The sequence below is a fragment of the Variovorax sp. GW821-FHT09B05 genome, from assembly GCF_059418265.1.
On record NZ_JBWKPN010000031.1, the window covers coordinates 1 to 26,766 of the forward strand.

The window sequence follows — 26,766 nt, forward strand, 5'->3', positions numbered from 1 at the left end:
CGCGGCGGCGGCGCGGCCACGGGCGCGCGCGCGGCGGCCGGGGCGCGCTGCGCGACCGGTTCGGGTTCGGGCGCGGCGTCGTAACGGGTGTCGTGGCCGGTGTCCGGCGGCGGCATGTCGATCGGTTCGGCCTCGTCCTCCACCACCGGCGCGGGCGCCACGGCCACGGGGGCCTCGACTGCCTCGGGCACCGGCCACCAGACCTTCACGCCCATCTCGTCGAGCATCGCGCGCTGGCGCGCATCGAGCCGCAGGGTCTGCACGGCGGCGTTCATCGCAAGGCTCCCCAGGCACTGCCGGTTTCGTTGAGGCGCATGCTCATGACGATCGCATCCTCGCGGCCGCCCTCGGCGCCCGGGTAGTAGCCCTTGCGCACGCCGACCGTGCGATAGCCCTGGCGCAGGTAGATGTCGAGCGCGCGCCGGTTGCTCTGGCGCACCTCGAGCCACAGCCACTGGGCGCCCTGGGCGCGCGACCAGCCGGTCAGCGCCTCGAGCATCAGCGGCGCCCAGCCCTGGCGCTGGAAGGCCGGCGCCACGGTGATGTTGAGCAGGTGCACCTCGTCGACGCCCTTCATGGCCACGAAGTAGCCGATCAGCATCTCGCCGAGGCTGGTGACCGGCGAGAGGCGCGCCGCCTCGATGCCGGTGCCGGCGACCGGCGCCAGCAGGCACTGGCAGTGGTAGCCGACGGCGATCGAGTCGGTGAAGTTGGCGCGCGTCCAGGGATGGCTGTAGGCCGTCTGCTCGACGGCGCAGACGGCGTCGAGCCGCTCGATGGTGAGCGGCTCGAGGCGGGCTTCCACGGGTTGCGGGAGGGCGCTCATGCGGTCGCGGGCGGTGTGTTGTGGTGGGCGGCGGCCGCCTTGATGGCGGCACGCTCCTCGGTGGTTTGCGCCACTTTATCGCGAACGTAGAGCGGCCAGGCCTGCGCCGCGGGCACGGTGCGGCCTGCCGCCAACAGCGCGGGGGCCAGGCGCAGCAGGGCGGCGGCCGTGGGCAGCACGGCGTGGCGCGCGGCCGCGGCCGGCAGCCGCTCGCCGTAGGCGGCGAAGGCATTGCCGGCCAGCGCCCAGCCGGCGGGCACCGCGAGCGATTCGGGCGCCATCAGCAGCGGACCCTCGCCACCGGCGGCGGGCTCGCCGAGCGGGCCATGGGCCTCGAAGTCGTAGCGCGCGGCGTAGATCTCCTCCATGCGCGCATCGAGCAGCGCCACCGTGCGCTGCGCGCCGAAGGCATGGCGCGCCTCCTCGGCCACGGCCAGCAGGGTGTCGACCGGCAGCAGCGGCACGCCCGAGCCGAGCGCCAGGCCCTGCGCCACCGCGCAGGCGGTGCGCAGCCCGGTGAACGAGCCCGGGCCGCGGCCGAAGGCGATGGCATCGAGCTGCGCCAGCGCGAGGCCGGCCTCGGCCAGCAGCTGCTGGATCAGCGGGATCAGCGTGGCCGAGGACTGGGCGCCGCCCGCGCCCTCGTGCGTCCACACGCGCTCGCCGCGGCGCACCGCGATCGACAGCTGCTCGGTGCTGGTGTCGAAGGCCAACACATCAGACATCGCGACGCCCTCCCGCCACGGCGGCCACGGCCGGCACCAGGCCGGCAGCGCGCGCGGGCGCCGGCTTCTGCACGCCGAACAGGATGCCGGCGGTCACCAGCAGCAGGCCGGCGATCAGGTTCCAGTAGAGCGGCTCGTCGAGCCACAGCACCGCGCCCAGCGCCGACAGGCCGGGCACCAGCGCCGTGATCATGGTGGTGCGCACCGGGCCGAAGTGCTGGACCATCTTCGTGAAGGTGATGCCCGACACCACGACCGAGCCGATGCCCTGGAACAGCATCTGGAACGCCAGCTCGCCCCAGGGCGCGCTGCCGATGCGGCTCGCGACCCAGCCGCCGGCCACCAGCAGGCTGTAGACCGGCACGTAGCTCAGCAGCGCGAACACGGTGATGGCGATGGTGGCGCGCACGGCGTCGAGGCCGTGGCGGCGCACCACGATGCTGTAGCAGGCCCAGCAGAAGGCCGCGCTCATGAACAGCAGGTCGCCCTTCCAGACCTCGCCGCCCTCGAAGGCATGCAGCAGGCTGCGCCCGCCCACCAGCAGGTCGCCCGCGACGATCAGCGCCAGCCCGAGCGCGCGCGCCGGCGTGATGCGGTCGCGCAGCACCAGCGCGGCCAGCAGGGTGGTCCACAGCGGCAGGCTGCCGGGCAGCAGCACCGAGGCATGGCTGGCCGGCGCGAAGAAGAAGCCGCAGTAGGCGCACACGGCATAGGCGACGCCGCCGAACACACCGGCCATGGCCGTGACGCGCAGCGACAGCGGCGACAGGCCGAAGAAGGAGGCGGCCGCCTGCGCGCCGCCGGTGCGGGCGCGCAGCACCAGCCACGCACCCCAGGGCACCAGCACCAGGCTGGCGCCGCAGATGCGCGCGAAGGCGATGTCGAACGGGGACAGCGAGCGGCCGGCCGAGGCGCGCGCGATGACGATGAAGGCGGTCCACACCAGCACGGTGATCACGGCCGCGCCGATGCCGACGGTGCGGGGGGAGAGGCGGGCAGGGGGAGACATCGGGGGCGCGGCGGGCATCCCCGGGATTATCGAGGGGCCCCGCGGACCCCGCCCGGCAGGGGCGAATCGCGGACCACGGTTCGGTCAGCCGGCCTCGGCGTCGCTGCGCACGATCGCCAGCCCGGCCCGGCGCAGCGGCGCCAGCGCCTTCTCGGGCGCCTCGGGCGACACCAGCAGCCGCGCGGCCGCGCGCACCGGGTTCACGACCCAGGCCGAGGCCGCGCCCAGCTTCTCGGACGAGGCCAGCACCACGGTCTCGGCGGCCGCCGCCATCAGCGCGCGCTTGATCTCGGCCTCCTCGCTGTCGCCGGTGGTCAGGCCGGCCTCGGCATGCACGCCGGTGACGCCCAGGAAGAAGAGGTCGGCATGCACGCGCGAGATGGCGTCCATGGCGGCCGCGCCCACCGTCACCATCGAATGCCGGAACAGCCGCCCGCCGATCAGCAGCAGCTCGAGCCGGTCATGGCCGGCCAGTTCGGCCGCCACCAGCGGGCTGTGGGTGACGACGGTGGCGCGCAGGTCCAGCGGCAGGTGGCGCGCGAGCTGCACGGCGGTGGTGCCGCCATCGACGAACACCACCTGGCCCGGGCGCACCATGCGCGCCGCGGCGCGGCCGATCGCCACCTTCTCCCCGGGCGCGATGCGCTGGCGGCCCGCGAGGTCGGCCTCGGCCGGCGCCAGCGGCAGCGCGCCGCCGTGCACGCGCTGCAGCCGGCCCTCGGCCGCGAGCTCGCGCAGGTCGCGCCGGATCGTGTCTTCCGACAGGCCCAGCGCTTCGCTGAGCGGCTTGGCGACCACCTGGCCGTCGCGCGCCAGGACCGAGAGGATGTGTTGCTTGCGCTGCCGGGTGAGCATGGGCCGATGGTAGCGGCGGCTTCACGCGATTGCACGAATTTTCTTGTTATTGCACGAATTCGCACCTATGCTCGTCGCCATGACCCTGCAAGACCGCGTCCGGGTGCACGAAGTCACCCTCCTGTCCGACAACTGGTACACGCTGAAGACCACAGCCTTCGACTGGCGCCGCAACGACGGCAGCTGGCAGCGCATGCACCGCGAGACCTACGACCGCGGCAATGGCGCCACCCTGCTGGCCTACAACCGCGCGCGGCGCACGGTGCTGCTGACGCGGCAGTTCCGCTACCCGGCCTTCGTCAACGGCTGGGACGACCTGCTGATCGAGGCCGCCGCCGGCCTGCTCGACAACGCGGCGCCCGAGGAACGCATCCGCGCCGAGGTCGAGGAGGAACTCGGCTACCGGCTGGGCGCGGTGCACAAGGTCTTCGAATGCTTCATGAGCCCGGGCTCGGTGACCGAGAAGCTGCACTTCTTCGTCGCCGAGTACGAGCCCTCGATGCGCGTGGGCGCGGGCGGCGGGCTGCCCGAGGAGGGCGAGGACATCGAGGTGCTCGAGTTCGGCATCGACGAGGCGCTGGCCATGGTGGCCGACGGCCGCATCGCGGACGCGAAGACGATCCTGCTGCTGTACCACGCGCGGCTGCATCTTTTCGCGCCGGGATAATGGGCCGCATGCCCGCTGTCACCGTCGCACGCCTCCCCCTCCCCCGCCCTTCCCGTCCTTCCCGCGCGCTTTGCGCCCTCGCGCTGTGCCTGGCCGCCGGCGCCCACGCCCAGCAGCCGCTGCCGGCCGAGGTCGATGCCGCGCTGGCCCGCGCCAAGCTGCCGCGCGACGCAGTGACCATGCTGGTCGCCGATGCCGACGGCGCGCGAGCGCCACGGCTGGCCTGGCGCACCCAGGTGCCGGTGAATCCCGCCTCGATCATGAAGCTGGTGACCACCTACGCCGCGCTCGACCTGCTGGGCGCGGCCTACACCTGGAACACGCCGGTCTACGTCGAGGGCAGCATCGCCAACGGCGTGCTCAACGGCAACCTCTACATCAAGGGCCAGGGCGATCCCAAGCTGGTGATCGAGCGCATGTGGCTGCTGCTGCGCCATGTGCAGGGCCTGGGCATCACGAGCGTCAGCGGCGACATCGTGATCGACCGCAGCGCCTTCGAGAACACGGTCGAGAACGACCCGGCCGCCTTCGACGGCGAGCCGCTGCGGCCCTACAACGCCTCGCCCGACGCGCTGCTGCTGAACTTCAAGTCGGTCAACATGACTTTCGTGCCCGATCGCGGCGGCCAGTTCGCGCGCGTGAGCTACGAGCCGCCGCTCGCGGCCGTGGCGATGCCGCCGACGGTGCCGCTTTCGCCCGGCGAATGCGGCGACTGGCGCACGGCGCTGCGCGCCGACTACGGCGATCCGAACCGCATCCGCTTCAACGGCGGCTTTCCCGCCGCCTGCGGCGAGAAGAGCTGGGCCGTGGCCTATGCCGATCCGCGCAGCTACGCGCTGCGCGCCATCGGCGGCCTGTGGGCCGAGATGGGCGGGCGCGTGGGCGGCCAGATGCGCGAGGGCCGCGTGCCCGCGGGGCTCAAGCCGGCGTTCGAGTTCGCCTCGCCGCCGCTGCCCGAGGTGATCCGCGACATCAACAAGTACAGCAACAACGTGATGGCGCAGCAGGTGTTCCTGACCCTCGGCCTCACGCAGAAGAACCGCGGCACCTTCGAGGCCTCGCGCGGCGCGCTGGTCCAGTGGTGGCGCGAGCGCATCGGCACCGGCGAGGCGCCGCCGGTGTTCGAGAACGGCTCGGGCCTGTCGCGCGACGAGCGCATCAGCGCGGCCGCGCTCGGCAAGATGCTGCAGGTGGCCTGGCGCTCGCCGGTGATGCCCGAGCTCGTGGGCTCGCTGCCCGCGCTCGGCGTGGACGGCACCCTGCGCAAGCGCACGCTGCGCTCGGGCGGCGCCGCGCACCTGAAGACCGGCACGCTGCGCGATGCCTCGGGCATCGCCGGCTACGTGCATGGCGCGAGCGGCCGGCGCTACGTGCTGGTGGCGATCGCCAACGCCGAGAACGCGGGCGCGGCGCGCGCGGCCTTCGACGCGCTGGTCGACTGGACCGCGCAGGACAACTGAAGGCCAAAGGTCGAAGCGCGCGGTCTGTACTGAAAACGTTGTGTAGGCCGCCACCGCTTGCGCGCCGCAGCGGCGCTGACAGAATCGAACGCCCGTTCGCCCGCCGAGCCGGGCCACGGTGCGCATCGCGCACCCCATCGATCCAGGAGACAAAGACGTGCAAAGACCCGTGCCGCCCGCAAGGCCATCCGCTTCTTCCCGCAACCTGCTCGCCGTCGCCCTTGCGGGCGCGGCGCTGCTGCTCTCGGCCTGCGGAGGCGGCGGCGGTGGTGGCGGCATCGGCATTTTTCCGCCGACCACGCCGCCGCCCGAGGACACCGGCCGCGGCTCGGTGGTGACCAACCCGCCCGAGCGCGTGCTGAGCCTGTCGGCCGGCGACTTCCGCGCGCTGCTGCAGCTCGACGACAAGGGCAAGGCACTGCTGCAGGTGTCGGGCCAGCCCAAGTGCGGCATCGACACGCGCTACCTCGAATACCGCACCGTCGGCGGCAAGGGCGAGGCCACCAACGCCACGGCCGCCATCATGGTGCCGCGCGGCGGCGACGCGGCCTGCAGCGGCCCGCGCCCGATCGTGCTGTACGCCCACGGCACCAATGCCGCGCGCGACTACAACATCGCCAAGTGGGCCGACCTGAACCAGCCCGCCGCCGGCGAAGGCGTGGTGGTCGCGGCCATGCTGGCGGCGCAGGGCTTCATCGTGGTGGCGCCCAACTACGCGGGCTACGACAAGTCGACGCTGCCCTACCACCCCTACCTCAACGGCGACCAGCAGGGCAAGGACATGGTCGATGCGCTGACCGCGGCGCGCAAGACCTTCGCCAACATCGACGCCGCGGATGCGGGCTCGCTGTTCGTCACCGGCTATTCGCAGGGCGGCTACGTGGCGCTGGCCGCGCACCGCGAGCTGCAGGCCACGGGCAAGACGGTGACGGCCTCGGCGCCGCTGTCGGCGCCCTCGGCCATCAGCCTGCTGGTGGACTACAACTTCAAGGGCTGGCCGGCGCTCGGCAGCACGCTGTTCGTGCCGCTGCTGTCGACCAGCTGGCAGCAGCAGTTCGGCGACGTCTACGGCAGCACCAGCGACATCTACGAGGCGCAGTACGCAACCGGCATCGACACCCTGCTGCCGAGCCTCACGCCCACCAGCACGCTGATCGCGCAGGGCAAGCTGCCGCAGCTCGCGCTGTACCCGGCCGGCGCCACGCCCGGTCCGGTCGATCCCGCGCTGTCGATCTTCTACGGCGCCGGCAACCTGGTGCGCCAGAGCTACCTGACGCGCGCCTCCAACGACATCGACGGCAGCCGCTGCCCGGGCAACGCGCTGCCGGCCACGGCGAACTCGCTGAACTCCGCCACGCCGCTCGACTGCGCGCCCACGCTGGGCTTCCGCAAGGCCGCGCGCGCCAACGACCTGCGCAACTGGGTGCCGGCCAAGCCGGTGCTGATGTGCGGCGGCGCGCAGGACCCGACCGTCAACTTCCTGAGCACGCGCGCCACCGCCGGCTACTTCCGCGCCAAGGGCATGCCGGCGCAGCAGCTGACCGTGGTCGACCTCGAGGACAGCGCGACCACCGACGCCTACTCGGCCGCGCGCGCCGGCTTCGCGCAGGCCAAGGACGTGCTCAAGCAGGGCACCGAGGGCAGCGATGCCGACAAGGACCGCGCCGTGATGCTGGCCTACCACGGCACGCTGGCACCGCCGTTCTGCCTGGCGGCGGCACGCGGCTTCTTCCAGGGCGTGCTGGCGGCGGGGGGCTGAGGCCCGTCGAGGCTTCCACCCAAGAAAAAGGCCCGGTACTGCCGGGCCTTTTTTCATGGTGCGCGAATCTCAGGCCGCGGCGGCCCGCTGCAGGCGGTCGCGCACGCCCTCCCATTCGGGCGTGTCGGGCGGCGTCTCGACCCAGATCAGCTTGACGCCCTGGGCGTCGAACTCGCGCAGCACCGCGAACAGCTGCTGCGCGCTGGCGGCCGCGTCGTCGGGCATGCGCCGCTGCACGACGCGCTGCGAACGGCTGCGTACCGTGCTGCGGGTCCAGATCGCGATGTGGGCGGCATTGGCGCCGAGCACGTCGAGGCCGGTCTGGATCGCCTTGGCGTCCATCAGCCGCACCTTGGCGTCGGGCGCGTAGTGCGCCTCGAGCGTGCCCGAGGCGCGCGGGTCGGGCATGGCCATGAGTTCGCGGTCGCGCAGGCGTTCGCCGCAGGCGGCCTCGATCTGCGCGCGCGTGATCAGCCCCGGGCGCAGCAGCACCGGCGCGCCGCGGCTGCAGTCGACGATGGTCGACTCGATGCCGACCTCGCAGGCGCCGCCGTCGATCACCGGCACGGTGTCGCCGAATTCGCCGAACACGTGCTGCGCGGTGGTCGGGCTCACGCGGCCGAAGCGGTTGGCGCTCGGGCCCGCGAGGCCGGGCACGCCCTGCTCGGCGCAGGCCTCGAGCAGCGCCTGCGCCACCGGGTGCGAGGGGCAGCGCAGGCCGATGGTGTCCTGCCCGCCCGCGGCGGCGGCGCCCACGCCGGGCTGGCGCGTGACGATCAGGGTCAGCGGGCCGGGCCAGAAGGCCTGCACCAGCTTCTGCGCGAACGGCGGCAGCGGCTGGGCGAAGCGCGACAGCGCCTCGGTGCCCTTGGTGCCGGCGGCCACGTGCACGATCAGCGGATGGTCGGCCGGCCGGCCCTTGGCCTGGAAGATGCCGGCCACGGCCGCGTCGTTGCTGGCGTCGGCGCCGAGGCCGTAGACGGTCTCGGTGGGAAAGGCCACCAGCCCGCCGGCGCGCAGGATGCGCGCCGCCTCGGCGATGGCTGCGGGCGATTGGCCGTCGAGGATCATGCGGCCTTCATGCCACCGGCGGCAGGCCGAGCAGCAGCGCGACCTGCGAGGCGATGGCGCGCACCTGGCCGGCGTCGGCGCCGGTGAAGGTCAGGTGGCCCATCTTGCGGCCGCGGCGCGGTTCGATCTTGCCGTACAGGTGCAGGTGAGCGCCGGGCAGCGCGAGCACCTCGCTCCAGCGCGGCGACACCGGCGTGTCGTCGCCGGCCGAGAACCACAGGTCGCCCAGCAGGTTCAGCATGACGGCCGGGCTGTGCTGACGCGGCATGGCCAGCGGCAGGCCGGCCAGGGTGCGCACCTGCAGCTCGAACTGCGACACGTCGCAGGCTTCCATGGTGTAGTGGCCGCTGTTGTGCGGGCGCGGCGCCATCTCGTTGACCACCAGCGAGCCGTCGGCCAGCACGAAGAACTCGACGCACAGCACGCCGACGTAGCCGAGGCCGTTGGCGATGTTCTTCGCCCCGGTGATCGCGGCCTGGGCCACGGTCTTGGGCATGTTCTGCGGATGCACCTCGGTCACGGCCAGGATGCCGTCGCGGTGCAGGTTGCGCTGGGGCGGGAAGTGCACCACCTGGCCGTCGCGGCCGCGCGCCACGATCACCGAGCATTCGAAGTCCAGCGGCAGCAGCTGCTCGAGCACGCAGGGCACGCAGCCCGTGGCCTGCCAGGCATCGACCAGCTCGGCGCGCGTGCGCACGCGCTGCTGGCCCTTGCCGTCGTAGCCCAGGCGCGCGGTCTTCAGGATGCCGGGCAGGAGCCGGTCTTCCACCGCCGCGAGCTGGGCCGCGGTCTCGATCGCCGCGTAGGGCGCGCAGGCCACGCCGCAGCGGCCGAAATGGGCCTTCTCGGCGATCCGGTCCTGCGCGATCGCGATCGCCGGGGCGGCGGGCGCCACCGGCCGCGCCACCGCGAGGTGCTCGAGCGAGGGCGCGGGCACGTTCTCGAACTCGGTGGTCACGGCGTCGGCCAGGCCGGCCAGCCGCGCGAGGCCGTCGACGTCGCCGTAGTCGGTGTGGATGTGGTGGTGGCTGACCCGGCCGGCCGGGCTGTCGGCATCGGGGTCGAGCACCGCGGTGAAGTAGCCCATGCGCTGGGCGGCATGCACGAACATGCGGCCGAGCTGGCCGCCGCCGAGCACGCCGAGCGTGGCGCCCGGAAGGATCGGCAGGTCGCCGTTGTTGCTGCTCACAGGGCACCTCCGCCTTGCGGCGAGAAAGGAGAAACCGGGGCCGGTTCCACGGGCGGCAGCACCATCGCCTCGGCCGCGGCGGTCTGGGCCGCGCGGAAGGCATCGAGCTTCGCGCGCAGGCCGGGGTCGTTGACCGCCAGCATCGAGACCGCGAACAGCGCCGCGTTGGCCGCGCCGGCATTGCCGATGGCGAAGGTGGCGACCGGCACGCCCTTGGGCATCTGCACGATGCTGTAGAGGGAATCGACGCCCTGCAGGTGCCGGCTGGCGACCGGCACGCCGAGCACCGGCACCGTGGTCTTGGAGGCCAGCATGCCCGGCAGGTGGGCCGCGCCCCCCGCTCCGGCGATGATCGCCGCGAGGCCGCGCCCGGCGGCGCTTTCGGCGTACGCGAAGAGCGTATCGGGCATGCGGTGGGCGGAGACCACCTTCGCTTCGTGACGGATGCCGAATTGCTGGAGAATCTCGACCGCGTTGCGCATCGTCTCCCAATCGGAGTTGGAGCCCATCACCACACCGACCTGAATGGTTTCGTTCATGGTTTCAATTTTACGTTTCACCCCCAGTTGTTCCCGATGATCGACATCACTCTCGAAAATTTCCAGGACGAGCTGATCGAAGCCTCCCTCGCCCGGCCGGTGCTGCTGGACATCTGGGCCGAATGGTGCGGCCCCTGCAAACAGCTCGGGCCGGTGCTCGAAAAGCTCGAGGTGGAGTACGCCGGGCGCTTCACGCTGGCCAAGCTCGACGCCGACAAGGTGCCGCAGATCTCCTCGCAGCTGTCCGAGATGTTCGGCGTGCGCAGCATCCCGTTCTGCGTGATGTTCAAGGACGGCCAGCCGGTCGACGGCTTCGTCGGCGCCATCCCCGCCGAGAAGATCCGCGAGTTCCTCGACAAGCACGTGCCGGGCGCCGACGAGGCCGAGGCCGCCGCCGAGGAAGAAGCGGCGCAGGAAGCGCTGGCCGAGGGCGACACCGAGGGGGCGCTCGAGAAGCTCCAGCACGCGGTGGCCACCGACCCGGCCAACGACGATGCCCGCTTCGACTACGTGAAGCTGCTGCTGCAGCTCGGCCGCGCCGACGATGCCAAGGTGGCGTTCGCGCCCGTGATCGCCAAGGCCGCGGCGGTGCGCCGCTTCGAGGCGCTGCAACGCTGGATGGACGCCATCGATTTCGCCACCCCGCCCACGGGTGCGGCACCGGCCGTGGCCGAGCTCGACACGAAGATCGCCGCCAACAAGCGCGACTTCCAGGCCCGCTTCGACCGCGCCCGCCTGCTGGTCGCGGAGCAGCAGTGGACCGCCGCGATGGACGAGCTGCTCGAGATCCTGATGCGCGACAAGGCCTGGAGCGAGGAGCTCGCGCGCAAGACCTACGTGGCGATCCTCGAGCTGATCGAGCCGCCCAAGGTGAAGGTGGCCGACGGCCAGATCCCGCCCGACGATCCGACCGTGGCGACCTACCGCCGCCGGCTCAGCAGCGTGGTGCTGAGCTGAGGAGATTTCTGAAAAAGCGCAGCCAAATGCGCAATTTCATCAAAAAGCGACTTACGAGTCGCTTTTTTATTTGCTGCTTCAAGGCCACATAGCTACTATCAATACTCTTTTTTCCTGAAAAGATCGCTTCAATGATCCATTTGATCCAGGAACTCGAACAGGCGCGCAAGGCCGCCGGCCTGAGCCAGGAGGCGCTGGCCACGCGCGCGGGCCTGTCGCGCATGACGGTGCAGCGCATCGAGAGCGGCCAGATCGACCCGCGGCTGTCGACCCTGCTCGAGATGGCGCGCGTGCTGGGGCTCGACCTGATGCCGGTGCCCGCGGCGCTGCGCCCCACGCTCGAGGACTTCGTGCGCGCGGGCGGCCGGCTGCTCGGCCAGCCGGCCGGCATCGAGGCACCGCCGTCGATCGCGCAGAGCCTGGAGACTGGGCGCGGTCCGCGCTGAGCGCCACGCCACCGTGAGCGACGCCGCCTTCACCACCAGCATCCGCTACCTGCGGATGTACCTGCACGCCCCGGGCGGCGATGCCTCGCGGCGGCGCGCCATCGGCTGGCTCTCGCAGTACGGCGACATCCTGCGCGTCTCCTTCGACCCCGGCTATGTCGACGACCCGGCGCGCCCCACGCTGTCGCTGGCCTACCGCGGCGCCGACGAGGCCGCCACGCGCGCCATCCTGGGCTCGGCGCGCGATGCGCGGGTGTCGCGCGGCGATGGCCACTGGCCCGGCTATTTCCAGAACCTGCTGCCCGAGGGCCACAACCGCGAGCGCCTCGCGCAGCAGCGCGGCTGCCGCGCCGACGACGAGTTCGAGCTGCTGGCCGCCGCCGGGCACGACCTGATGGGCGCGATCGAGGTCGAGCCGGTGCCCCGGGCCGAGGGCATTCCCGACCCGGTGCGGCACTGGCACACCGCGCTCGGGCTCGACGTGCTCGAGCCCGGCTTCGTCGAGATGCCGGTGGAGGACGCCGCCGCCATCCCCGGCGTGGTGACCAAGTTCTCGGCCGTGCAGGACGGCCGGCGCTACGTGGTGCGGCGCCACGGCGCGGCCGGCTCCTTCATCCTCAAGCTGCCGACCACGCGCCATCCGGACCTGGTCGCCAACGAGATCGCCGGCTACCGCCTGTGCGGCGCGCTCGGCCTGGACTGCGCCGAGGCCAGCGTGATCGGCCGCGCCGACGCCGACCTGCCCGAGCAGCTGCCGTTCGAGCAGATCCTCGCGGTGCGCCGCTTCGACCGCACGCCCGACGGCGGGCGCATCCACATGGAGGAGTTCGCGCAGGTGCTGCAGTACGAGCCGCGCCAGAAGTACGGCCGCGGCCTCGCGATCGACGGTCCCGCGATGCTGCGCGTGCTCGACCGGCTGTCGCCGAACCCGGTGGCCGACGTGCGCGAGTGCGTGCGGCGCATCGTCGCCTTCATCCTGCTGGGCAACAGCGACGCGCACCTGAAGAACTGGGCGCTGCGCTACCCCGACGGCGTGGCGCCGGTGCTCGCGCCGCTCTACGACCCGGTCTGCGTGGCCGCCTTCTTCGAGCAGGTGCCCGGCGGCGACTACGCGGTCAACCGCGCCATCGACGCCAAGCTGCGCGCCTTCGGCTGGCCCGCGCTCGAGGCGCTGCTGCGCGACGCCGGGCTGCTGCGTCCCGCGCGGCTGCTGGCGATCGCGCGCGACACGGTGCGCCAAGCGCGCGCCGAGTGGCCGGCGCTGCTGGCCGACGACGCCACCCCGCCGGCCGTGCGGCGCTGCGTGCAGGCGCGGCTCGACGGCGGCGTGGCGCTCGCGGTCGACCTGCCACGCTGAGCGCGCGGGGCCCAAACACCCACTGGCCCCCGGCGTTGGCGAGCCACGCCGGCTCGCATACGATGACGCCGATTTCACCTTGTTGCAGATTCGTCAAAAGGACAGACTGGCCATGCGCTCCTCCGCCCGCCCTGCCGCCCTGCGCGTGCTTCCCGCCCTCGCCGCCACCGCGCTCGCGGCACTGCTGACCGCCTGCGGCAGCGGCATCAACCTCGACGAGCCGATCGAAGGCCCGGTGTGGCGCCTGGCGCAGCTGGGCGAGGAGGCGATCGCGCCAAGCAGCGACGCGCAGCTGCAGTTCGACCGCGCCAACGCCCGCATCACCGGTTCGGGCGGCTGCAACCGCATCACGGGCTCGTACACGCGCACCGGCAGCGCACTGCGCATCGGCCAGATCGCTGCCACCCGCATGGCCTGCGCCGACCCGGTGCGCGGCGCGACCGAGGCGCAGTTCCTCGCGGTGCTGCAGGGCACGACCAGCTACCGGCTGGCGCCCGGACGGCTGACCTTGCTCGACGCGGGCGGGCGCACGGTGGCGACGCTGAGTTCGGGTCGCTGAAAAGAAAAAGGGCCGGAGAACCGGCCCTTTGATACGAAACCCCAGCCCGCTCAGGCCGTCAGCCGCTCCAGCGCCTCGCGGTACTTGGCGGCGGTCTTCTCGATCACCTCGGCCGGCAGGCGCGGCGCCGGCGGCGTCTTGTCCCAGGGCTTGCCGTTGATCTTGGTGGCCTCGAGCCAGTCGCGCACGAACTGCTTGTCGTAGCTCGGCGGGTTGGTGCCGGCGGCCAGCGCGGCCTCGTAGCCCTCGACCGGCCAGTAGCGCGAGCTGTCGGGCGTGAGCACCTCGTCCATCAGCACCAGCGTGCCGGCTTCGTCGAGGCCGAACTCGAACTTGGTGTCGGCAATGATCATGCCCTTGGTCAGCGCGATCTGGGCCGCGGTCTCGTAGATCGCGATGCTGGTCTCGCGGATCTGCTGCGCGAGCTTGGGACCGACGATCTCGACCACGCGGTCGTAGCTGATGTTCTCGTCGTGCTCGCCGGCAGCGGCCTTGGCGGCCGGCGTGAAGATCGGGCGCGGCAGCTTGCTCGCGTTGGTCAGGCCCTCGGGCAGCGGCACGCCGCAGACCGCGCGCGATTCCTGGTATTCCTTCCAGCCGCTGCCGGCCAGGTAGCCGCGCACCACGGCCTCGACCGGGATCGGCTTCAGGCGCTTGACCAGCATCGAGCGGCCCGTGATCTGGGCGACTTCCTCGGGCTTGACCACGCTCTCGGGCGCGTCGCCGGTCAGGTGGTTGGGGCAGAGCTGGCCGAGCCGGTCGAACCACCACAGCGCCATCTGCGTGAGGATCTCGCCCTTGCCGGGGATCGGCTCGCCCATGATCACGTCGAAGGCGCTGAGCCGGTCGCTCGCGACCATCAGGATGCGGTCCTCGCCGACCGCGTAGTTGTCGCGCACCTTCCCGCGCGCAAGCAGGGGCAGGCTCTGGATGGAGGAGGTGTGGACGGTGGTCATGGGCAGGGACAACGAACGGTGAAAAACGGGGGACGGTGAAGCGGATTGTGCGCGCAGAAAAAAGCCACCGCGAGCGGTGGCCGGGTATTCACGGCAAGCGGCTCAGACCACTTCTTGCGCGAGCTCGCCCTTGGTGTACTTGGCGGCGACGACCTGCAGCGATTCGCCCTTGATCTTGGGCGCCTGGCCTTCGCAGCCGAACTCGATGTAGCGCTGCTTGCAGATCTGCTTGGCGGCTTCGCGCGCGGGCTTGAGCCACTCGCGGGCATCGAACTTCTCGGGGTTCTCGGCCAGGAACTTGCGCACCGCGCCGGTCATCGCGAGGCGGATGTCGGTGTCGATGTTGATCTTGCGCACGCCGTACTTGATGGCTTCCTGGATTTCCTCGACCGGCACGCCGTAGGTTTCCTTCATGTTGCCGCCGTACTGGCGAATGATCTCGAGCAGGTCCTGCGGCACCGACGACGAACCGTGCATCACCAGGTGGGTGTTGGGCAGGCGGGCGTGGATTTCCTTCACGCGCGAGATCGACAGGATGTCGCCGGTGGGCTTGCGGGTGAACTTGTAGGCGCCGTGGCTGGTGCCGATCGCGATGGCCAGCGCGTCGAGCTGCGTGGCCTTGACGAACTGGGCGGCTTCCTCGGGGTCGGTCAGCAGGGCCGAATGGTCGAGCACGCCCTCGGCGCCGATGCCGTCTTCCTCGCCGGCCATGCCGGTCTCGAGCGAGCCCAGGCAGCCCAGTTCGCCCTCGACGGTGACGCCGACCTTGTGGGCCAGTTGCACCACCTTGCGCGTCACGTCGACGTTGTAGTCGAACGAAGCCGGCGTCTTGCCGTCTTCGTGCAGCGAGCCGTCCATCATCACGGAAGAGAAGCCGAGGTCGATGGCGCCCTGGCAGATGGCCGGGCTCTGGCCGTGGTCCTGGTGCATCACCAGCGGAATCTGCGGATAGGCCTCGATGGCGGCCTGGATCAGGTGCTTGATGAAGGCTTCGCCGGCGTACTTGCGGGCGCCCGCGCTGGCCTGGAGGATCACGGGCGCGCCGACTTCCTTGGCGGCTTCCATCACGGCCTGGACCTGTTCGAGGTTGTTGACGTTGAAGGCCGGAATGCCGTAGCCGTTGGCGGCTGCATGGTCCAGCAGTTCGCGCATCGAGACGAGTGCCATGGGGAAATACCTCGCGGGAAATAGGGTGAGAAGACGGGGAGAAGACGAGAGAAAACTGCCGCGATTCTACCGAGGGCCCTTGTGGGACGGGACTGACGGCAACCCGAGGAAATCGACCACGGGCGGCAGCACCGGTCCGCCCAGCCACTGGATGGGCTTGCCGAATGCGCCCATCAGCGTGACGTGGCTCAGGTTGTCGAACACGCGAACCTCGACCGGCACGCCCGCGGCGCGCAGCGCGGCGGCCATCGGCAGGGTGTTGCGCTCGGGGTAGACCAGGTTGTCCTTGGCCGCGGCCATCAGCAGCGTGCGCGGCGCGCCCGGCGTGACGTGGGCGAGCGGCTGCGAATCGGTCGGCGTGCGCGGCCAGTCGAAGGCGACGCGGGTCTGCGGATCGCCGATGGGCAGGAAGTCGTAGGGCCCGGCCAACCCGATCCAGCCCGCGAGCTGGCGCGGACTGGCGCCGAGCTCGCCGAGCCAGCGGCCGTCGAGCGCGACCATGGCCGCGTTGTAGCCGCCCGAGCTGTGGCCCATCACGTAGACCTGCTTCGGGTCGGCGCCGAGCTGGGCCGCGTTGTCGAGCGCCCATTTCACCGCCAGCGCGCTGTCGCGCACGAACACCGGATAGGTATGGCGCGGCGAGAGGCCGTAGTCGGGCACCACCACCACCGCGCCGCGCGCGGCCAGCGCCTCGCCGAGGAAGCGGTAGCTCGCGCGGTCGCCGGTGCTCCAGGTGCCGCCGAAGAAGAACACCACCAGCGGCCGCCGGCCGCGCGCGGGCGCGGTGTCGGGCAATGGCTGGTAGACGTCGAGCTGCTGGCGCGGCGCGGGTCCGTAGGCGATGTCGCCCTGGAACTGGTAGGTGTCGGTGGGCACCAGGCCGTTGAGCAGCTTGATCGGCGAGCAGGCCGCGAGCGCGGTGGCCGCGGCGACGCCCAGGGCGGTGGACAGGGCACGGCGGCGCCGGCGAAGCGACGCAAGGACGGGAAAGGTCATCGAAGGGGTACGCGCGGGAAGGGGCGCCGGTTTCGCGGCGCGACGAAGCGCCGATTGCAGCGCATGGCGCGCGCGCCGCGTGTCAGAGAGGCAGCTGTGTGGTCGACAGCACCTGCTTGAGCACCACGAAGGTCCGGATCTGCCGCACGCCCGGCAGGTAGAGCAGCTGCTCGGCATGCAGCCGGTTGAAGCTGTCGTTGTCGCGCGTGCGCACGAGCATGAAGTAGTCGAACTCGCCCGTGACCACATGGCACTCGAGGCAGCCCGAGACCTTCTGCGCGGCCTTCTCGAAGTCGGCGAAGGAGTCGGGCGTGGAGCGGTCGAGCACCACGCCGATCATCACCAGCATGCCCATGTCGAGCGCCTGCGCATCGAGCAGCGCGACCACGCCCTTGATCAGTCCCGAGGCCTTGAGCCGCTCGACGCGGCGCAGGCAGGCCGGCGCGCTGAGGCTGACCTTGGCGGCCAGCGCGACGTTGGACATCGAGGCGTCGCGCTGCAGCGCGCGCAGGATCGCGCGATCGGTGCGGTCGAGCGCGGCGGCCGCCGAAACGGCGGGCGTGGGGGCCTGCTGCGGCTTGGCGGAACGCGCAGGCGAGGAACGCAATTTTGTTGTGCTCATGGCGGCTTTGGCGCATTAAATAGCTTCGATCCCCGCATCTTGATTTCTTTTGGTTTGCGATGCCACCGAATTTTGCAACCCTGTTGCTCGGCCTTCTTCCTACCATCGGCTTCATCGCCCTTCCCCTGTGCTTCACCCTGGAGTCTTGCCGATGAACCTGAAGAAATTCCCCCGCCACGTGCTGACCTTCGGCCCGACGCCGATCCATCCGCTCCAGCGCCTGAGCGCCCACCTCGGCGGCAAGGTCGAGCTCTATGCGAAGCGCGAGGACTGCAACAGCGGCCTCGCCTTCGGCGGCAACAAGACGCGCAAGCTCGAGTACCTGATCCCCGAGGCGCTCGAGGGCGGCTACGACACGCTGGTGTCGATCGGCGGCATCCAGTCGAACCAGACCCGGCAGGTGGCCGCGGTGGCCGCGCACCTGGGCCTGAAGTGCGTGCTGGTGCAGGAGAACTGGGTCAACTACTCCGACGCGGTGTACGACCGCGTGGGCAACATCGAGATGTCGCGCATCCTCGGCGCCGACGTGCGGCTCGACGCGGCCGGCTTCGACATCGGCATCCGCCAGAGCTGGGAGGACGCGATGGACAGCGTGCGCCAGGCCGGCGGCAAGCCGTTCCCGATTCCCGCGGGCTGCTCCGAGCATCCGCTGGGCGGGCTGGGCTTCGTGGGCTTCGCCGAGGAAGTGCGCCAGCAGGAGGCCGAGCTCGGCTTCAAGTTCGACTACATCGTGGTCTGCTCGGTCACGGGCAGCACGCAGGCCGGCATGGTGGCGGGCTTCGCGGCCGACGGCCGGGCCGACCGCGTGATCGGCATCGACGCCTCGGCCAAGCCGCAGCAGACCTTCGAGCAGATCCTGCGCATCGCGCGCAACACGGCCGAGCTGATCGAGCTGGGCCGCAACATCACCGAGAAGGACGTGGTGCTCGACCGCCGCTTCGGCGGCCCCGAGTACGGCCTGCCGAACGAGGGCACGCTGGAGGCGATCCGCCTGAGCGCGCGCTTCGAGGGCATGCTGACCGACCCGGTGTACGAGGGCAAGTCGATGCACGGGATGATCGAGAAGGTGCGCCTGGGCGAATTCCCGGCCGGCTCGAAGGTGCTCTATGCGCACCTGGGCGGCGTGCCGGCGCTCAACGCCTACAGCTTCCTGTTCCGCAACGGCTGACCGGACGCCGGCGCCAGGAAGAAAGGCCGGCATGCGCCGGCCTTTGTCTTTCAGAGCGCGCGGATCAGCTCGCGCGGCAGATCTTCAGCATGTTGGTGCCGCCCGGCGCGCCCATCGGCTCGCCGCAGGTGATCGCGTAGACGTCGCCGCTCTGCACGATGCCGCGCTTCTTCAGATGCGCCTCGGCCTGCTCGAGCGCGGTGTCGCGGTCGCTCTCCGAATCCATCAGCAGCGGGCGCACGTTGCGGTAGAGCGCCATCTTGCGCTGCGTGGCCAGGCGCGAGGTCAGTGCGTACATCGGGATGTGGGCGCGGTGGCGGCTCATCCACAGCGGGGTCGAGCCCGACTCGGTCAGCGCGACGATGGCCTTGGCGCCCAGGTGGTGCGCGGTGAACAGCGCGCCCATGGCGATCGACTGGTCGATGCGCGCATAGGACTGGCCGCTGAAGTCGGCGTCGAGCTGCTTGTCTTCGGCGGCCTCGGCGGCCTCGCAGATGCGGCTCATCTCCTGCACGGTCTCGAGCGGGTAGCGGCCCGAGGCGGTCTCGGCCGAGAGCATCACGGCATCGGTGCCGTCGAGCACCGCGTTCGCCACGTCGCTGACCTCGGCGCGCGTGGGCACGGGGTTGGTGATCATCGACTCCATCATCTGGGTCGCGGTGATCGCCACCTTGTCCATCTCGCGCGCCATGCGGATCATCCTCTTCTGCAGTGCCGGCACCGCGGCATTGCCGACCTCGACCGCGAGGTCGCCGCGCGCGACCATGATGCCGTCGCTGGCGCGCAGGATTTCCTCGAGCCGGGGGATCGCCTCGGCGCGCTCGATCTTCGCGATCAGCCCGGGCTTGTGGCCGTATTCGGCGGCCGCCACGTTGCACAGCTGGCGCGCCATTTCCATGTCGGTCGCGTTCTTCGGGAAGCTCACGGCCACGTAGTCGGCCTGGAAGCTCATCGCGGTCTTGATGTCCTCCATGTCCTTGGCCGTGAGCGCCGGCGCCGTGAGGCCGCCGCCCTGCTTGTTGATGCCCTTGTTGTTCGAGAGCTCGCCGCCGAGCTTGACGGTGGTGTGCACCGCCTCGCCGCGCACGGCGTCGACCACCAGCACGATCAGGCCGTCGTTGAGCAGCAGCCGGTCGCCGGCGCGCACGTCGCGCGGCAGGTCCTTGTAGTCGAGGCCCACGGCATCGATGTCGCCGGGCTCGGTGCGCGAGGCGTCGAGCACGAACTTCGCGCCCGGCTCGAGCCAGATCTTGCCCTGCGCGAACTTGCCCACGCGGATCTTCGGGCCCTGCAGGTCGGCCATGATCGCGACCTCGCGGCCGGCCTTGCGCGCCGCCTCGCGGACCATGGTGGCGCGGTCGATGTGGTCCTGCGCCGTCCCGTGGCTGAAGTTGAGCCGGACCACGCTCACCTTGTGGATGATCATCTGCTCGAGCAGCTCGGGCGTGCTCGACGCGGGGCCGAGCGTGGCGACGATCTTGGTGGCGTGGCGGGGAAGGCGGTCGGTGCTCATGGATCTATCTCCGTTTTTGTATCCGCTACTGTATACAATTTATGTGTCGCGTGGAAGACACCACGCGGATCGATGGAATCCGCGCGATCCTTCCGCGCTCTCAGCCCGCGGCGCGCTTGGCCAGGATCTCGAAGGCCGGCAGGGTCTTGCCCTCCAGCACCTCGAGGAAGGCGCCGCCGCCGGTCGAGATGTAGCCCACGTCCTTCTCGATGCCGTACTTGGCGATCGCCGCGAGGGTGTCGCCGCCGCCGGCGATCGAGAACGCGCTGCTCTCGGCGATCGCCTGGGCGATGGCCTTGGTGCCGCCCGCGAAGGCGTCGAACTCGAACACGCCCACCGGGCCGTTCCAGACGATGGTGCCGGCCTCGCGCAGTTGCGCGGCCAGTTGCGCGGCCGTCTTCGGGCCGATGTCGAGGATCAGGTCGTCGTCGGCCACCTCGCTGGCCGCCTTGACGGTGGCGGGCGCGTCGGCCGCGAAGGTCTTGGCCGTGACCACGTCGACCGGGATCGGCACGTCGGCGCCGCGCGCACGCATCGATTCGATCACCGACTTCGCCTGGTCGACCAGGTCGGGCTCGGCCAGCGACTTGCCGATCTTCAGGCCGGCCGCGAGCAGGAAGGTGTTGGCGATGCCGCCGCCGACGATCAGCTGGTCGACGTTGGCCGACAGGCTCTGCAGGATCGTGAGCTTGGTGCTGACCTTGGAGCCCGCGACGATCGCCACCAGCGGGCGCTTGGGCTGGGCCAGCGCCTTGGTGATGGCGTCGATCTCGGCCGCCAGCAGCGGGCCGGCGCTCGCCACCTTGGCGAACTGCGCGATGCCGTAGGTGGTGGCCTCGGCGCGGTGCGCGGTGCCGAAGGCGTCGTTGACGTAGATGTCGGTCAGCGCAGCGAGCTTGCGCGCGAGCGCCTCGTCGTTCTTCTTCTCGCCCTTGTTGAGGCGGCAGTTCTCGAGCAGCACGACCTGGCCCGGCTTCACGTCGACGCCGTCGACCCAGTTCGCGACCAGCGGCACCTCGCGGCCCAGCAGCTCGCCCAGGCGCTGGGCGACCGGCGCCAGCGAATCCTCGGGCTTGAACTCGCCCTCGGTCGGGCGGCCCAGGTGCGAGGTGACCATCACCGCGGCGCCGGCGTCGAGGGCCAGCTGGATGCAGGGCACCGAGGCGCGGATGCGGGTGTCCTCGGTGATGTGGCCGGCATCGTCCTGCGGCACGTTGAGGTCGGCACGGATGAAGACGCGCTGGCCGGCGGCTTTGCCCTGGGCACAGAGGTCGGTGAATCGAAGAACGTTCATGGTCTGGATGGGATGGATACGGGTCGCCCCGCATTGTAGGTAGGGCCTCACTGCGCGACTGTGCGTCTCGTGACGCCGGCCGATGCTTTTCAGGCGTCGCTTCGCTCGCTCGCGAAGCGCTCCAGAATCTGCACGAAGCTGGCCGCCGCGGGCGACAGCGAACGCCGCGCCGCGCCGTAGACGCAGACCTCGCGGTGGAAGTCGGGCGCCTCCAGCCGCACCATGCGCAGCCCGTGCGCCTGTACCAGCGGCGCCGAATAGGTCGGGCACACGGTCAGCCCGAGCCCCGAGGCCACCATGCCGAGCGCGGTCGTCATGTACGACACCTCCTGGGTGCCGGGGCGCTGCATCCAGGCGCGCTCGGCGCTCGCGAGCTCGGGCAGCACGCGCTGGCGGAAGTCGCGCGTGGGCGCGATGAAGGTGTAGGGCGCGAGCTCGGCCCAGCGCACCTTGCGCCGCCCCTCGAAGGCATGGCCGGGCGGGCAGATCAGCCAGTGGCGGTCGCGCAGCAGCGTGCGGCGCTCGATCAGCGCCGGGTCGACCTCGAGGTCCTGCCCCACGGCCAGCTCGACCTCGCCCGCGAGGATGCCGTCGAGCAGGTGCTCGGGCAGGGTGTCGGCCAGCCGCACCTCCACGTCGGGGTATTGCGCGCGGTACACGGCGATCACGCGCGGCATCAGCGTGCAGGCCATGAGCTGCGGCGCGGCCAGCCGCAGCAGGCCCTTCTTCTTGTCGCGCAGCTCGGTCACGCCGGCCACCGCGCCCGCGAGGTCGCCGAGCAGCCGGTGCACCGAGGGCAGGAACTCGCGCCCGGCCTCCGACAGCAGCACGCGCCGCGTGTGGCGGTCGAGCAGCTGCACGCCCATCTCGCGCTCGAGCTCGCGCACCAGCACGCTGAGCGCCGACTGCGTCAGGTGCAGCTGCTGGGCCGCGGCGGTGAAGCTGCCGGTCTCGGCGACGGCGGCGAAGGCGCGCAACTGGCGCAAGGTCAGATTCATATGACTATTTCATCAATCGATGAATTAATTTCGATTGCATCATAGGTCCAGCCATCGCCCAATACCGGCTCGGACGGCCCCGATGGCCGTCCCGGAGACAAGCCCGATGCCGACCCCATCCGCCGCGCCCCCGATCCGGGGCCTGCACCATTTCGCCTGGCGCTGCCGCGACAGCGAGGAAACCCGCCGCTTCTACGAGGACCTGCTCGGCCTGCCGCTGGTGCACGTGATCAAGAGCGACCACGTGCCGAGCACCGGCGAGTACTGCCCCTACGTCCACATCTTCTTCCGGATGCGCGACGGCTCCTTCATCGCCTTCTTCGACCTCGGCGACGACGTCGCCGCGCTGCCCTCGCCCAACACGCCCTCGTGGGTCAACCACATCGCGCTGCGCGTGGACGGCGTGCCCGACCTGCTGGCCGCCAAGGCCCGGCTCGAGGCCGCGGGCGTCGAGGTGCTGGGCATCACCGACCACCACATCATCGAGTCGATCTACTTCTTCGACCCCAACGGCATCCGCGTGGAGCTGACCACGCCGACCGTGCCGCAGGCCGAGATGGACGCGCACGCGCTGCGCGCCCATGCCGACCTCGACGCCTGGACCGCGCGCAAGGCGCAGCTGCTGGCAGCGAAAGGCACGGCCGATGCCTGAACTGCAACTCGCCGTCATCGACGTCAAGCCGGGCGCGGCGCTCGAGAGCCAGTCGGGCCTGCAGATGCTGCGCCCGCGCATCTACGGCGCCTACCGCGCGCCCGCGGGTCCGAAGCGCATCGCGGCGATCGTGATGCATCCCACCAGCAACTTCATGGGCCACTACCTGATCGCGCCGCTGGCCGAGCGCGGCATCTGCTGCATGGGGCTCAATTCGCGCTACGTCGGCAACGACACGGTGCTGCTGATGGAGCGCGCGATCCAGGACCTGGGCGCCGGCGTGCAGTACCTGCGCGCGGCCGGCTACGAGAAGGTGTTCCTGGTCGGCAACTCGGGCGGCGCCGCGCTCGCGGCCTTCTACCAGGCGCAGGCCGAGCGGCTCACGGCCACGCACTTCGCCGACGGCGACCCCACCCACCTGCACCCCGGCGACCTGCCGCCGGTCGACGGCATCGCGCTGTGCGCCGCGCACCTGGGCCGCACGCGGCTGATGCGCGACTGGATCGATCCCTCGGTCACCGACGAGCATGACCCGCTGTCGGTGGACCCCGAACTCGACATGTACGACGCGCGCCACCGCGTGCCCTACGACGCCGACTTCCTCGCGCGCTTCTCCGCCGCGCAGCAGGCGCGGCTCGCGCGCATCGAGCAGTGGTGCCTCGATCGGCTCGCGCTGCTGCGCGGCACCGAGGGCGCGCCGCGCGACCAGACCTTCATCGTCTACCGCACCCATGCCGATCCGCGCTGCGTCGACCTCTCGCTCGATCCCAACGACCGCCTGCCCGGCAGCGTCTGGGGCGATGCGCGCCAGGTCAACTACTCGGCCAACGCGATGGGCCGCACCACCTCGCTCACGGCCTTCCTGTCGCAGTGGTCCTCGCGCTCGCAGGCCGACGGTCCCACCAACCTCGCGCGCACCACGGTGCCCAAGCTGCTGCTGACCTACACCGGCGACCAGTCGACCTTCCCGAGCACGCGCGATGCCTGGCTGGCCGCGGGCGGCGCGCGCATCCGCAACGTCGACATCGTCGGCGGCAACCACTACCTCGCGGGCCAGCCGGCGCTGGTGCCGCAGGCCGCCGACGCGATCGCCGAGTTCGCGCATTCGCTCTAGTCACGCAGGCAAGCCATGGAAGAACAATTCGCTTTCGCGCCCGCCTACGAACTGCCGAGCTGGCCCTTCGTGCCGCCGCCCGAGCTGGCCAGCGGCCAGGTGGTGCGCCACCCGCTCGTGATCGTCGGCGCCGGCCCCTCGGGCCTCACGCTGGCCTGCGACCTCGCGCAGCGCGGCGTGCGCGCCGTGCTGCTCGACGAGGACGACACCGTCGGCGTGCGCGGCGCCTCCTCGCGCGGCATCTGCTATGCGCAGAAGAGCCTGGAGATCTTCGAGCGCCTGGGCATCTTCGAGCGCATCGCGGCCAAGGGCATCACCTGGTCCTTCGGGCGCACCTTCTCGGGCGAAGAGGAGGTCTACAACTTCAACCTGCAGACGGCCAGCGTCTCGCGGCAGCCGCCCTTCATCAACCTGCAGCAGTTCTACATCGAGTGGTTCCTGGTCGAGCGCATCCTCGAGCTCGGCCTGACCGACGTGCGCTGGAAGAGCCGCGTGACGCGCGTCGAACCGATCGCCGACGGCGTGCGCCTCGAGGTCGAGACGCCCGCGGGCCGCTACACGATCGAGGCCGACCGGCTGATCGACGCCACCGGCGCCAACAGCGCGATCCGCACCGGCCTCGGCATCGAGGCCCATGCCTCGCGCAGCACCGACCGCTGGTGCATCAGCGACGTGCGCTTTCGCAAGCCGCTGCCGACCGAGCGCTGGACCTGGGTCGACGCGCCCTTCAACGAGGGCCGCGGCGTCTGGCAGCACCTGATGGCCGACGGCGTCTGGCGCATCGACTACCAGATGCCCGAGGACTGCGACACCGCCTACATCAGCCGGCCCGAGGTGGCGGGCGCGCGGCTGCGCGAGCAGCTCGGGCCGGGCGTGGAGTTCGAGTTCGTCTGGATCGGCCCCTACGGCTACCGCGACCACCTGCTCGAGCGCTTCCGCCATGGCCGCGTGTTCTTCATCGGCGATGCCGCGCACGTGGTGAGTCCCTTTGGCGCGCGCGGCGGCAACAGCGGCATCCAGGACGCGGCCAACCTCGGCTGGAAGCTCGCGCTGGTGGCACAGGGCCAGGCCAGCGACGCGCTGCTCGACAGCTACGACGCCGAGCGCCAGCCGGCCGCGCGCGAGAACCTGCAGGTCACGAGCCGCTCGGCGCGTTTCCTCGCGCCGCGCTCGCCGGCCGAGCACACGCTGCGCCGCGCCGTGGTCGCACTGGCCGCGCGCTTTCCGTTCGCGCGCGCCCTGGTGAACACCGGGCGCATGTCGGTCGCCAACGACTACCCCACCGCGCCGCAGCTGCCCGCGGGCGGCCGCACGGTGCAGAACCTGCCGCTGCGCCGGGCCGACGGCCGCGAGACCACGCTGATGCAGCTGCTGGCCGAGGACACGCGCTGCATCGGCCTGTGGTTCGCGCCGACGGCGGATGCGGCGCGGGCCGCGCTCGATGCGACGGCGGGACTGCCGCTGCGCCTGCTCGCGGTCGGTGGCACCGACCACGGCCTGCCCGCGCTGCAGCCCGACGACCGGCTCGCGGCCCATGTCGGCGCGGGCGAGCCCGGCAGCTTCGTGCTGGTGCGCCCCGATGCCTACCGCGCCCGCGTGCTCGCGCAGGCCACGCCGGAGGCCATCGCCGACGCCGTCCGCACCGCCCTCGCCCTTGCCCTCGATCCCGCGCCATGAACACCGAACTCCGCATCCCCGATCCCGACGGCTTCTATGCCGCGCTGCTGGCCGCGCACGAAGGACGCAGCGAAGCGCAGAGCGCCGACCTCAACGCCCGCCTCGTGCTGCTGCTGGCCAACCAGTGCGCCGACCAGGCGGTGCTGCTGGACTGCATCCGCGCGGCCGCCGAAGAAGAACACTCCACGAGCCCCCACCCCGCATGACCGCCAACGTTTCCTTCGCCTCCGCCTCCGACACCCGCGAGCAGAAGCCGCAGCTGCGCGAGCTCGCGCCCGGTGCCTTCGGCTACATCAGCGACTTCGATCCCAACTGCGGCTTCGTGGTCGGCGACGAGCAGGTGGTGCTGATCGACACCCGCCCCACGCCGCGCATGGCGCGCGACTTCCTCGCGGCCATCCGCACGGTGACCGACAAGCCGATCCGGACCATCGTGCTGACCCACTATCACGCGGTGCGCGTGATGGGCGCGAGCGCCTTCGACGAAGTCGAGCAGATCGTCGCGAGCGCGGGCACGCTCGACTGGATCCGCACGCGCGGCCAGGCCGACTTCGATTCGGAAGTGGGCCGCTTCCCGCGCCTGTTCGCGGGCCTCGAGGAGATCCCGGGCCTGACCTGGCCGACGCTGAGTTTCCAGAACGAGATGAGCCTGTGGCTCGGCCCGCGCCCGGGCACCGGCCGCGAGCTGCGGCTGATGGCGCTGGGCCGCGGCCATTCGAGCGGCGACACCGTCGCCTGGCTGCCCGATTGCGGCCTGCTGTTCTCGGGCGACGTGGTCGAGAACCACTGCGGCGTGTACGCGGGCGACGCCTACATCGGCGACTGGGCCGGCACGCTCGACGCGGTGCGCGCGCTGCGCCCGCGCGTGCTGGTGCCGGGCCGCGGCGCGGTGCTGCAGGACGAGGCCGCCTGCGCCGAGGCGATCGACCTGACCAAGGCCTTCCTCTCGACCCTGCTCGACAGCGTGCGCGCCGGCATCGCCGCGGGCGAGGCGCTCAAGGGCTGCTTCGCGCGCGCCGAGGCTGCGATGAAGCCGCGCTTCGGCCAGTGGCCGGTGTTCCAGCACGTGCTGCCCTTCGACGTCTCGCGCGCCTACGACGAGCTGCGCGGCATCGAGCACCCGGTGGTGTGGACCGCCGAGCGCGACCGCGAACTCTGGCAGACGCTGCACGCGTAAGCCGCCGCGCGCG

27 protein-coding genes and 1 pseudogene are annotated in these 26,766 nt (G+C 71.3%); 13 read left to right on the top strand and 15 right to left on the bottom strand.

Annotation, left to right across the window (positions count from 1 at the left end):
* The 5 genes and pseudogenes from AC07RM_RS40270 to AC07RM_RS40290 all read right to left on the bottom strand — a co-directional run.
* Positions 1-275: pseudogene (locus AC07RM_RS40270) on the bottom strand (uracil-DNA glycosylase family protein); the annotation flags it as partial.
* A complete protein-coding gene (rimI, locus tag AC07RM_RS40275) occupies positions 272-826 on the bottom strand; it encodes a ribosomal protein S18-alanine N-acetyltransferase (RefSeq protein ID WP_057597908.1) in 555 nt (184 codons plus the stop codon). The gene rimI and the pseudogene AC07RM_RS40270, both read right to left, overlap by 4 nt.
* Positions 823-1,551: a tRNA (adenosine(37)-N6)-threonylcarbamoyltransferase complex dimerization subunit type 1 TsaB gene (gene tsaB, locus AC07RM_RS40280; RefSeq protein WP_495338046.1), complete on the bottom strand. Its 729-nt coding sequence runs from the start codon at positions 1,549-1,551 to the stop codon at positions 823-825. Before tsaB ends, rimI begins: the two co-directional genes overlap by 4 nt.
* Positions 1,544-2,578: a DMT family transporter gene (locus AC07RM_RS40285; protein ID WP_495338047.1), complete on the bottom strand. Its 1,035-nt coding sequence runs from the start codon at positions 2,576-2,578 to the stop codon at positions 1,544-1,546. Before AC07RM_RS40285 ends, tsaB begins: the two co-directional genes overlap by 8 nt.
* A gap of 66 nt (positions 2,579-2,644) precedes the next feature.
* Positions 2,645-3,415: a DeoR/GlpR family DNA-binding transcription regulator gene (locus AC07RM_RS40290; RefSeq protein WP_495338048.1), complete on the bottom strand. Its 771-nt coding sequence runs from the start codon at positions 3,413-3,415 to the stop codon at positions 2,645-2,647.
* 79 nt (positions 3,416-3,494) lie between these two features.
* Here AC07RM_RS40290 and AC07RM_RS40295 point away from each other — a divergent pair, with 79 nt between their 5' ends.
* From AC07RM_RS40295 to AC07RM_RS40305, 3 genes are all read left to right on the top strand, one after another.
* Entirely contained in the window at positions 3,495-4,082 is a 588-nt protein-coding gene (locus AC07RM_RS40295) for a GDP-mannose pyrophosphatase (RefSeq protein ID WP_495338049.1), read from the top strand.
* Between the two features lie 8 nt (positions 4,083-4,090).
* Positions 4,091-5,542, top strand: a complete 1,452-nt coding sequence (gene dacB / locus AC07RM_RS40300) for a D-alanyl-D-alanine carboxypeptidase/D-alanyl-D-alanine endopeptidase (protein WP_495338050.1) — start codon at positions 4,091-4,093, stop codon at positions 5,540-5,542.
* Positions 5,543-5,699: 157 nt separating this feature from the next.
* Positions 5,700-7,301, top strand: coding sequence for an alpha/beta hydrolase family protein (locus AC07RM_RS40305; protein ID WP_495338051.1), 1,602 nt, complete (start codon positions 5,700-5,702; stop codon positions 7,299-7,301).
* Positions 7,302-7,370: 69 nt separating this feature from the next.
* Here AC07RM_RS40305 and AC07RM_RS40310 read toward each other — a convergent pair whose 3' ends face one another.
* From AC07RM_RS40310 to purE, 3 genes are read right to left on the bottom strand one after another with little or no spacing between them, the layout of a single operon-like run.
* Positions 7,371-8,372: an L-threonylcarbamoyladenylate synthase gene (locus AC07RM_RS40310; RefSeq protein WP_495338052.1), complete on the bottom strand. Its 1,002-nt coding sequence runs from the start codon at positions 8,370-8,372 to the stop codon at positions 7,371-7,373.
* 7 nt (positions 8,373-8,379) lie between these two features.
* On the bottom strand, positions 8,380-9,561 hold the full coding sequence (locus AC07RM_RS40315; RefSeq protein ID WP_296775059.1) for a 5-(carboxyamino)imidazole ribonucleotide synthase: 1,182 nt from the start codon (positions 9,559-9,561) through the stop codon (positions 8,380-8,382).
* Entirely contained in the window at positions 9,558-10,100 is a 543-nt protein-coding gene (gene purE / locus AC07RM_RS40320) for a 5-(carboxyamino)imidazole ribonucleotide mutase (protein WP_495338053.1), read from the bottom strand. Before purE ends, AC07RM_RS40315 begins: the two co-directional genes overlap by 4 nt.
* A 36-nt stretch (positions 10,101-10,136) precedes the next feature.
* Between purE and AC07RM_RS40325 the strand changes: the two genes are divergently transcribed.
* From AC07RM_RS40325 to AC07RM_RS40340, 4 genes are all read left to right on the top strand, one after another.
* Positions 10,137-11,057 carry a tetratricopeptide repeat protein gene (locus AC07RM_RS40325; protein ID WP_495338054.1) on the top strand — a complete coding sequence of 307 codons (921 nt, stop codon included), beginning with the start codon at positions 10,137-10,139 and terminating at the stop codon, positions 11,055-11,057.
* 131 nt (positions 11,058-11,188) lie between these two features.
* Positions 11,189-11,503 carry a helix-turn-helix transcriptional regulator gene (locus tag AC07RM_RS40330; RefSeq protein ID WP_093351252.1) on the top strand — a complete coding sequence of 105 codons (315 nt, stop codon included), beginning with the start codon at positions 11,189-11,191 and terminating at the stop codon, positions 11,501-11,503.
* Between the two features lie 55 nt (positions 11,504-11,558).
* Complete coding sequence (locus AC07RM_RS40335) at positions 11,559-12,860, top strand: type II toxin-antitoxin system HipA family toxin (RefSeq protein WP_495338068.1); 1,302 nt, start codon at positions 11,559-11,561, stop codon at positions 12,858-12,860.
* 112 nt (positions 12,861-12,972) lie between these two features.
* The gene (locus AC07RM_RS40340) at positions 12,973-13,419 is read left to right on the top strand and encodes an META domain-containing protein (RefSeq protein ID WP_495338055.1); all 447 of its coding nucleotides are present in this window, start codon (positions 12,973-12,975) and stop codon (positions 13,417-13,419) included.
* Between the two features lie 50 nt (positions 13,420-13,469).
* Here the strand turns inward: AC07RM_RS40340 and AC07RM_RS40345 are convergent, their stop codons facing one another.
* The 4 genes from AC07RM_RS40345 to AC07RM_RS40360 all read right to left on the bottom strand — a co-directional run bounded on the left by AC07RM_RS40345 (position 13,470) and on the right by AC07RM_RS40360 (position 17,160).
* On the bottom strand, positions 13,470-14,375 hold the full coding sequence (locus AC07RM_RS40345) for a phosphoribosylaminoimidazolesuccinocarboxamide synthase (protein ID WP_495338056.1): 906 nt from the start codon (positions 14,373-14,375) through the stop codon (positions 13,470-13,472).
* 102 nt (positions 14,376-14,477) lie between these two features.
* A complete protein-coding gene (gene fba, locus AC07RM_RS40350) occupies positions 14,478-15,542 on the bottom strand; it encodes a class II fructose-bisphosphate aldolase (RefSeq protein WP_093351263.1) in 1,065 nt (354 codons plus the stop codon).
* 66 nt (positions 15,543-15,608) lie between these two features.
* Positions 15,609-16,538 carry an alpha/beta hydrolase gene (locus AC07RM_RS40355; protein ID WP_495338057.1) on the bottom strand — a complete coding sequence of 310 codons (930 nt, stop codon included), beginning with the start codon at positions 16,536-16,538 and terminating at the stop codon, positions 15,609-15,611.
* Positions 16,539-16,620: 82 nt separating this feature from the next.
* On the bottom strand, positions 16,621-17,160 hold the full coding sequence (locus AC07RM_RS40360) for an Lrp/AsnC family transcriptional regulator (RefSeq protein ID WP_093351268.1): 540 nt from the start codon (positions 17,158-17,160) through the stop codon (positions 16,621-16,623).
* A 151-nt stretch (positions 17,161-17,311) separates the two neighbouring features.
* Between AC07RM_RS40360 and AC07RM_RS40365 the strand changes: the two genes are divergently transcribed.
* Positions 17,312-18,328 carry a 1-aminocyclopropane-1-carboxylate deaminase gene (locus AC07RM_RS40365; RefSeq protein ID WP_495338058.1) on the top strand — a complete coding sequence of 339 codons (1,017 nt, stop codon included), beginning with the start codon at positions 17,312-17,314 and terminating at the stop codon, positions 18,326-18,328.
* A gap of 64 nt (positions 18,329-18,392) precedes the next feature.
* On the opposite strand, the gene pyk is transcribed toward AC07RM_RS40365, so the two are convergent.
* The 3 genes from pyk to AC07RM_RS40380 all read right to left on the bottom strand — a co-directional run bounded on the left by pyk (position 18,393) and on the right by AC07RM_RS40380 (position 22,133).
* Positions 18,393-19,841 carry a pyruvate kinase gene (gene pyk, locus AC07RM_RS40370; protein ID WP_093351273.1) on the bottom strand — a complete coding sequence of 483 codons (1,449 nt, stop codon included), beginning with the start codon at positions 19,839-19,841 and terminating at the stop codon, positions 18,393-18,395.
* A 100-nt stretch (positions 19,842-19,941) separates the two neighbouring features.
* Complete coding sequence (locus AC07RM_RS40375) at positions 19,942-21,135, bottom strand: phosphoglycerate kinase (protein WP_495338059.1); 1,194 nt, start codon at positions 21,133-21,135, stop codon at positions 19,942-19,944.
* An 89-nt stretch (positions 21,136-21,224) separates the two neighbouring features.
* Complete coding sequence (locus tag AC07RM_RS40380; protein ID WP_431510758.1) at positions 21,225-22,133, bottom strand: LysR family transcriptional regulator; 909 nt, start codon at positions 22,131-22,133, stop codon at positions 21,225-21,227.
* 106 nt (positions 22,134-22,239) lie between these two features.
* On the opposite strand from AC07RM_RS40380, the gene AC07RM_RS40385 reads away from it, so the two are divergent.
* Genes AC07RM_RS40385 through AC07RM_RS40405 form a run of 5 tightly spaced genes read left to right on the top strand, consistent with a single transcriptional unit; the run spans position 22,240 to position 26,753 of the window.
* Positions 22,240-22,785: a VOC family protein gene (locus tag AC07RM_RS40385; RefSeq protein ID WP_495338060.1), complete on the top strand. Its 546-nt coding sequence runs from the start codon at positions 22,240-22,242 to the stop codon at positions 22,783-22,785.
* The gene (locus AC07RM_RS40390) at positions 22,778-23,899 is read left to right on the top strand and encodes an alpha/beta hydrolase family protein (RefSeq protein WP_495338061.1); all 1,122 of its coding nucleotides are present in this window, start codon (positions 22,778-22,780) and stop codon (positions 23,897-23,899) included. The genes AC07RM_RS40385 and AC07RM_RS40390 overlap by 8 nt, the downstream gene beginning before the upstream one ends.
* A 15-nt stretch (positions 23,900-23,914) precedes the next feature.
* Positions 23,915-25,576: an FAD-dependent monooxygenase gene (locus AC07RM_RS40395; protein ID WP_495338062.1), complete on the top strand. Its 1,662-nt coding sequence runs from the start codon at positions 23,915-23,917 to the stop codon at positions 25,574-25,576.
* Complete coding sequence (locus AC07RM_RS40400) at positions 25,573-25,782, top strand: DUF2783 domain-containing protein (RefSeq protein WP_261212860.1); 210 nt, start codon at positions 25,573-25,575, stop codon at positions 25,780-25,782. The genes AC07RM_RS40395 and AC07RM_RS40400 overlap by 4 nt, the downstream gene beginning before the upstream one ends.
* Positions 25,779-26,753 carry an MBL fold metallo-hydrolase gene (locus AC07RM_RS40405; protein ID WP_261212859.1) on the top strand — a complete coding sequence of 325 codons (975 nt, stop codon included), beginning with the start codon at positions 25,779-25,781 and terminating at the stop codon, positions 26,751-26,753. The genes AC07RM_RS40400 and AC07RM_RS40405 overlap by 4 nt, the downstream gene beginning before the upstream one ends.
* The last annotated feature ends 13 nt before the right edge of the window (positions 26,754-26,766 follow it).

Coding starts and splice junctions, on each gene's coding strand:
- rimI (WP_057597908.1), bottom strand. CDS start 826: ATGAGCGCCCTCCCGCAACCCGTGGAAGCCCGCCTCGAGCCGCTCACC.
- tsaB (WP_495338046.1), bottom strand. CDS start 1,551: ATGTCTGATGTGTTGGCCTTCGACACCAGCACCGAGCAGCTGTCGATC.
- AC07RM_RS40285 (WP_495338047.1), bottom strand. CDS start 2,578: ATGCCCGCCGCGCCCCCGATGTCTCCCCCTGCCCGCCTCTCCCCCCGC.
- AC07RM_RS40290 (WP_495338048.1), bottom strand. CDS start 3,415: ATGCTCACCCGGCAGCGCAAGCAACACATCCTCTCGGTCCTGGCGCGC.
- AC07RM_RS40295 (WP_495338049.1), top strand. CDS start 3,495: ATGACCCTGCAAGACCGCGTCCGGGTGCACGAAGTCACCCTCCTGTCC.
- dacB (WP_495338050.1), top strand. CDS start 4,091: ATGCCCGCTGTCACCGTCGCACGCCTCCCCCTCCCCCGCCCTTCCCGT.
- AC07RM_RS40310 (WP_495338052.1), bottom strand. CDS start 8,372: ATGATCCTCGACGGCCAATCGCCCGCAGCCATCGCCGAGGCGGCGCGC.
- purE (WP_495338053.1), bottom strand. CDS start 10,100: ATGAACGAAACCATTCAGGTCGGTGTGGTGATGGGCTCCAACTCCGAT.
- AC07RM_RS40325 (WP_495338054.1), top strand. CDS start 10,137: ATGATCGACATCACTCTCGAAAATTTCCAGGACGAGCTGATCGAAGCC.
- AC07RM_RS40330 (WP_093351252.1), top strand. CDS start 11,189: ATGATCCATTTGATCCAGGAACTCGAACAGGCGCGCAAGGCCGCCGGC.
- AC07RM_RS40335 (WP_495338068.1), top strand. CDS start 11,559: ATGTACCTGCACGCCCCGGGCGGCGATGCCTCGCGGCGGCGCGCCATC.
- AC07RM_RS40340 (WP_495338055.1), top strand. CDS start 12,973: ATGCGCTCCTCCGCCCGCCCTGCCGCCCTGCGCGTGCTTCCCGCCCTC.
- AC07RM_RS40345 (WP_495338056.1), bottom strand. CDS start 14,375: ATGACCACCGTCCACACCTCCTCCATCCAGAGCCTGCCCCTGCTTGCG.
- fba (WP_093351263.1), bottom strand. CDS start 15,542: ATGGCACTCGTCTCGATGCGCGAACTGCTGGACCATGCAGCCGCCAAC.
- AC07RM_RS40355 (WP_495338057.1), bottom strand. CDS start 16,538: ATGACCTTTCCCGTCCTTGCGTCGCTTCGCCGGCGCCGCCGTGCCCTG.
- AC07RM_RS40360 (WP_093351268.1), bottom strand. CDS start 17,160: ATGAGCACAACAAAATTGCGTTCCTCGCCTGCGCGTTCCGCCAAGCCG.
- AC07RM_RS40365 (WP_495338058.1), top strand. CDS start 17,312: ATGAACCTGAAGAAATTCCCCCGCCACGTGCTGACCTTCGGCCCGACG.
- pyk (WP_093351273.1), bottom strand. CDS start 19,841: ATGAGCACCGACCGCCTTCCCCGCCACGCCACCAAGATCGTCGCCACG.
- AC07RM_RS40375 (WP_495338059.1), bottom strand. CDS start 21,135: ATGAACGTTCTTCGATTCACCGACCTCTGTGCCCAGGGCAAAGCCGCC.
- AC07RM_RS40380 (WP_431510758.1), bottom strand. CDS start 22,133: ATGAATCTGACCTTGCGCCAGTTGCGCGCCTTCGCCGCCGTCGCCGAG.
- AC07RM_RS40385 (WP_495338060.1), top strand. CDS start 22,240: ATGCCGACCCCATCCGCCGCGCCCCCGATCCGGGGCCTGCACCATTTC.
- AC07RM_RS40390 (WP_495338061.1), top strand. CDS start 22,778: ATGCCTGAACTGCAACTCGCCGTCATCGACGTCAAGCCGGGCGCGGCG.
- AC07RM_RS40395 (WP_495338062.1), top strand. CDS start 23,915: ATGGAAGAACAATTCGCTTTCGCGCCCGCCTACGAACTGCCGAGCTGG.
- AC07RM_RS40400 (WP_261212860.1), top strand. CDS start 25,573: ATGAACACCGAACTCCGCATCCCCGATCCCGACGGCTTCTATGCCGCG.
- AC07RM_RS40405 (WP_261212859.1), top strand. CDS start 25,779: ATGACCGCCAACGTTTCCTTCGCCTCCGCCTCCGACACCCGCGAGCAG.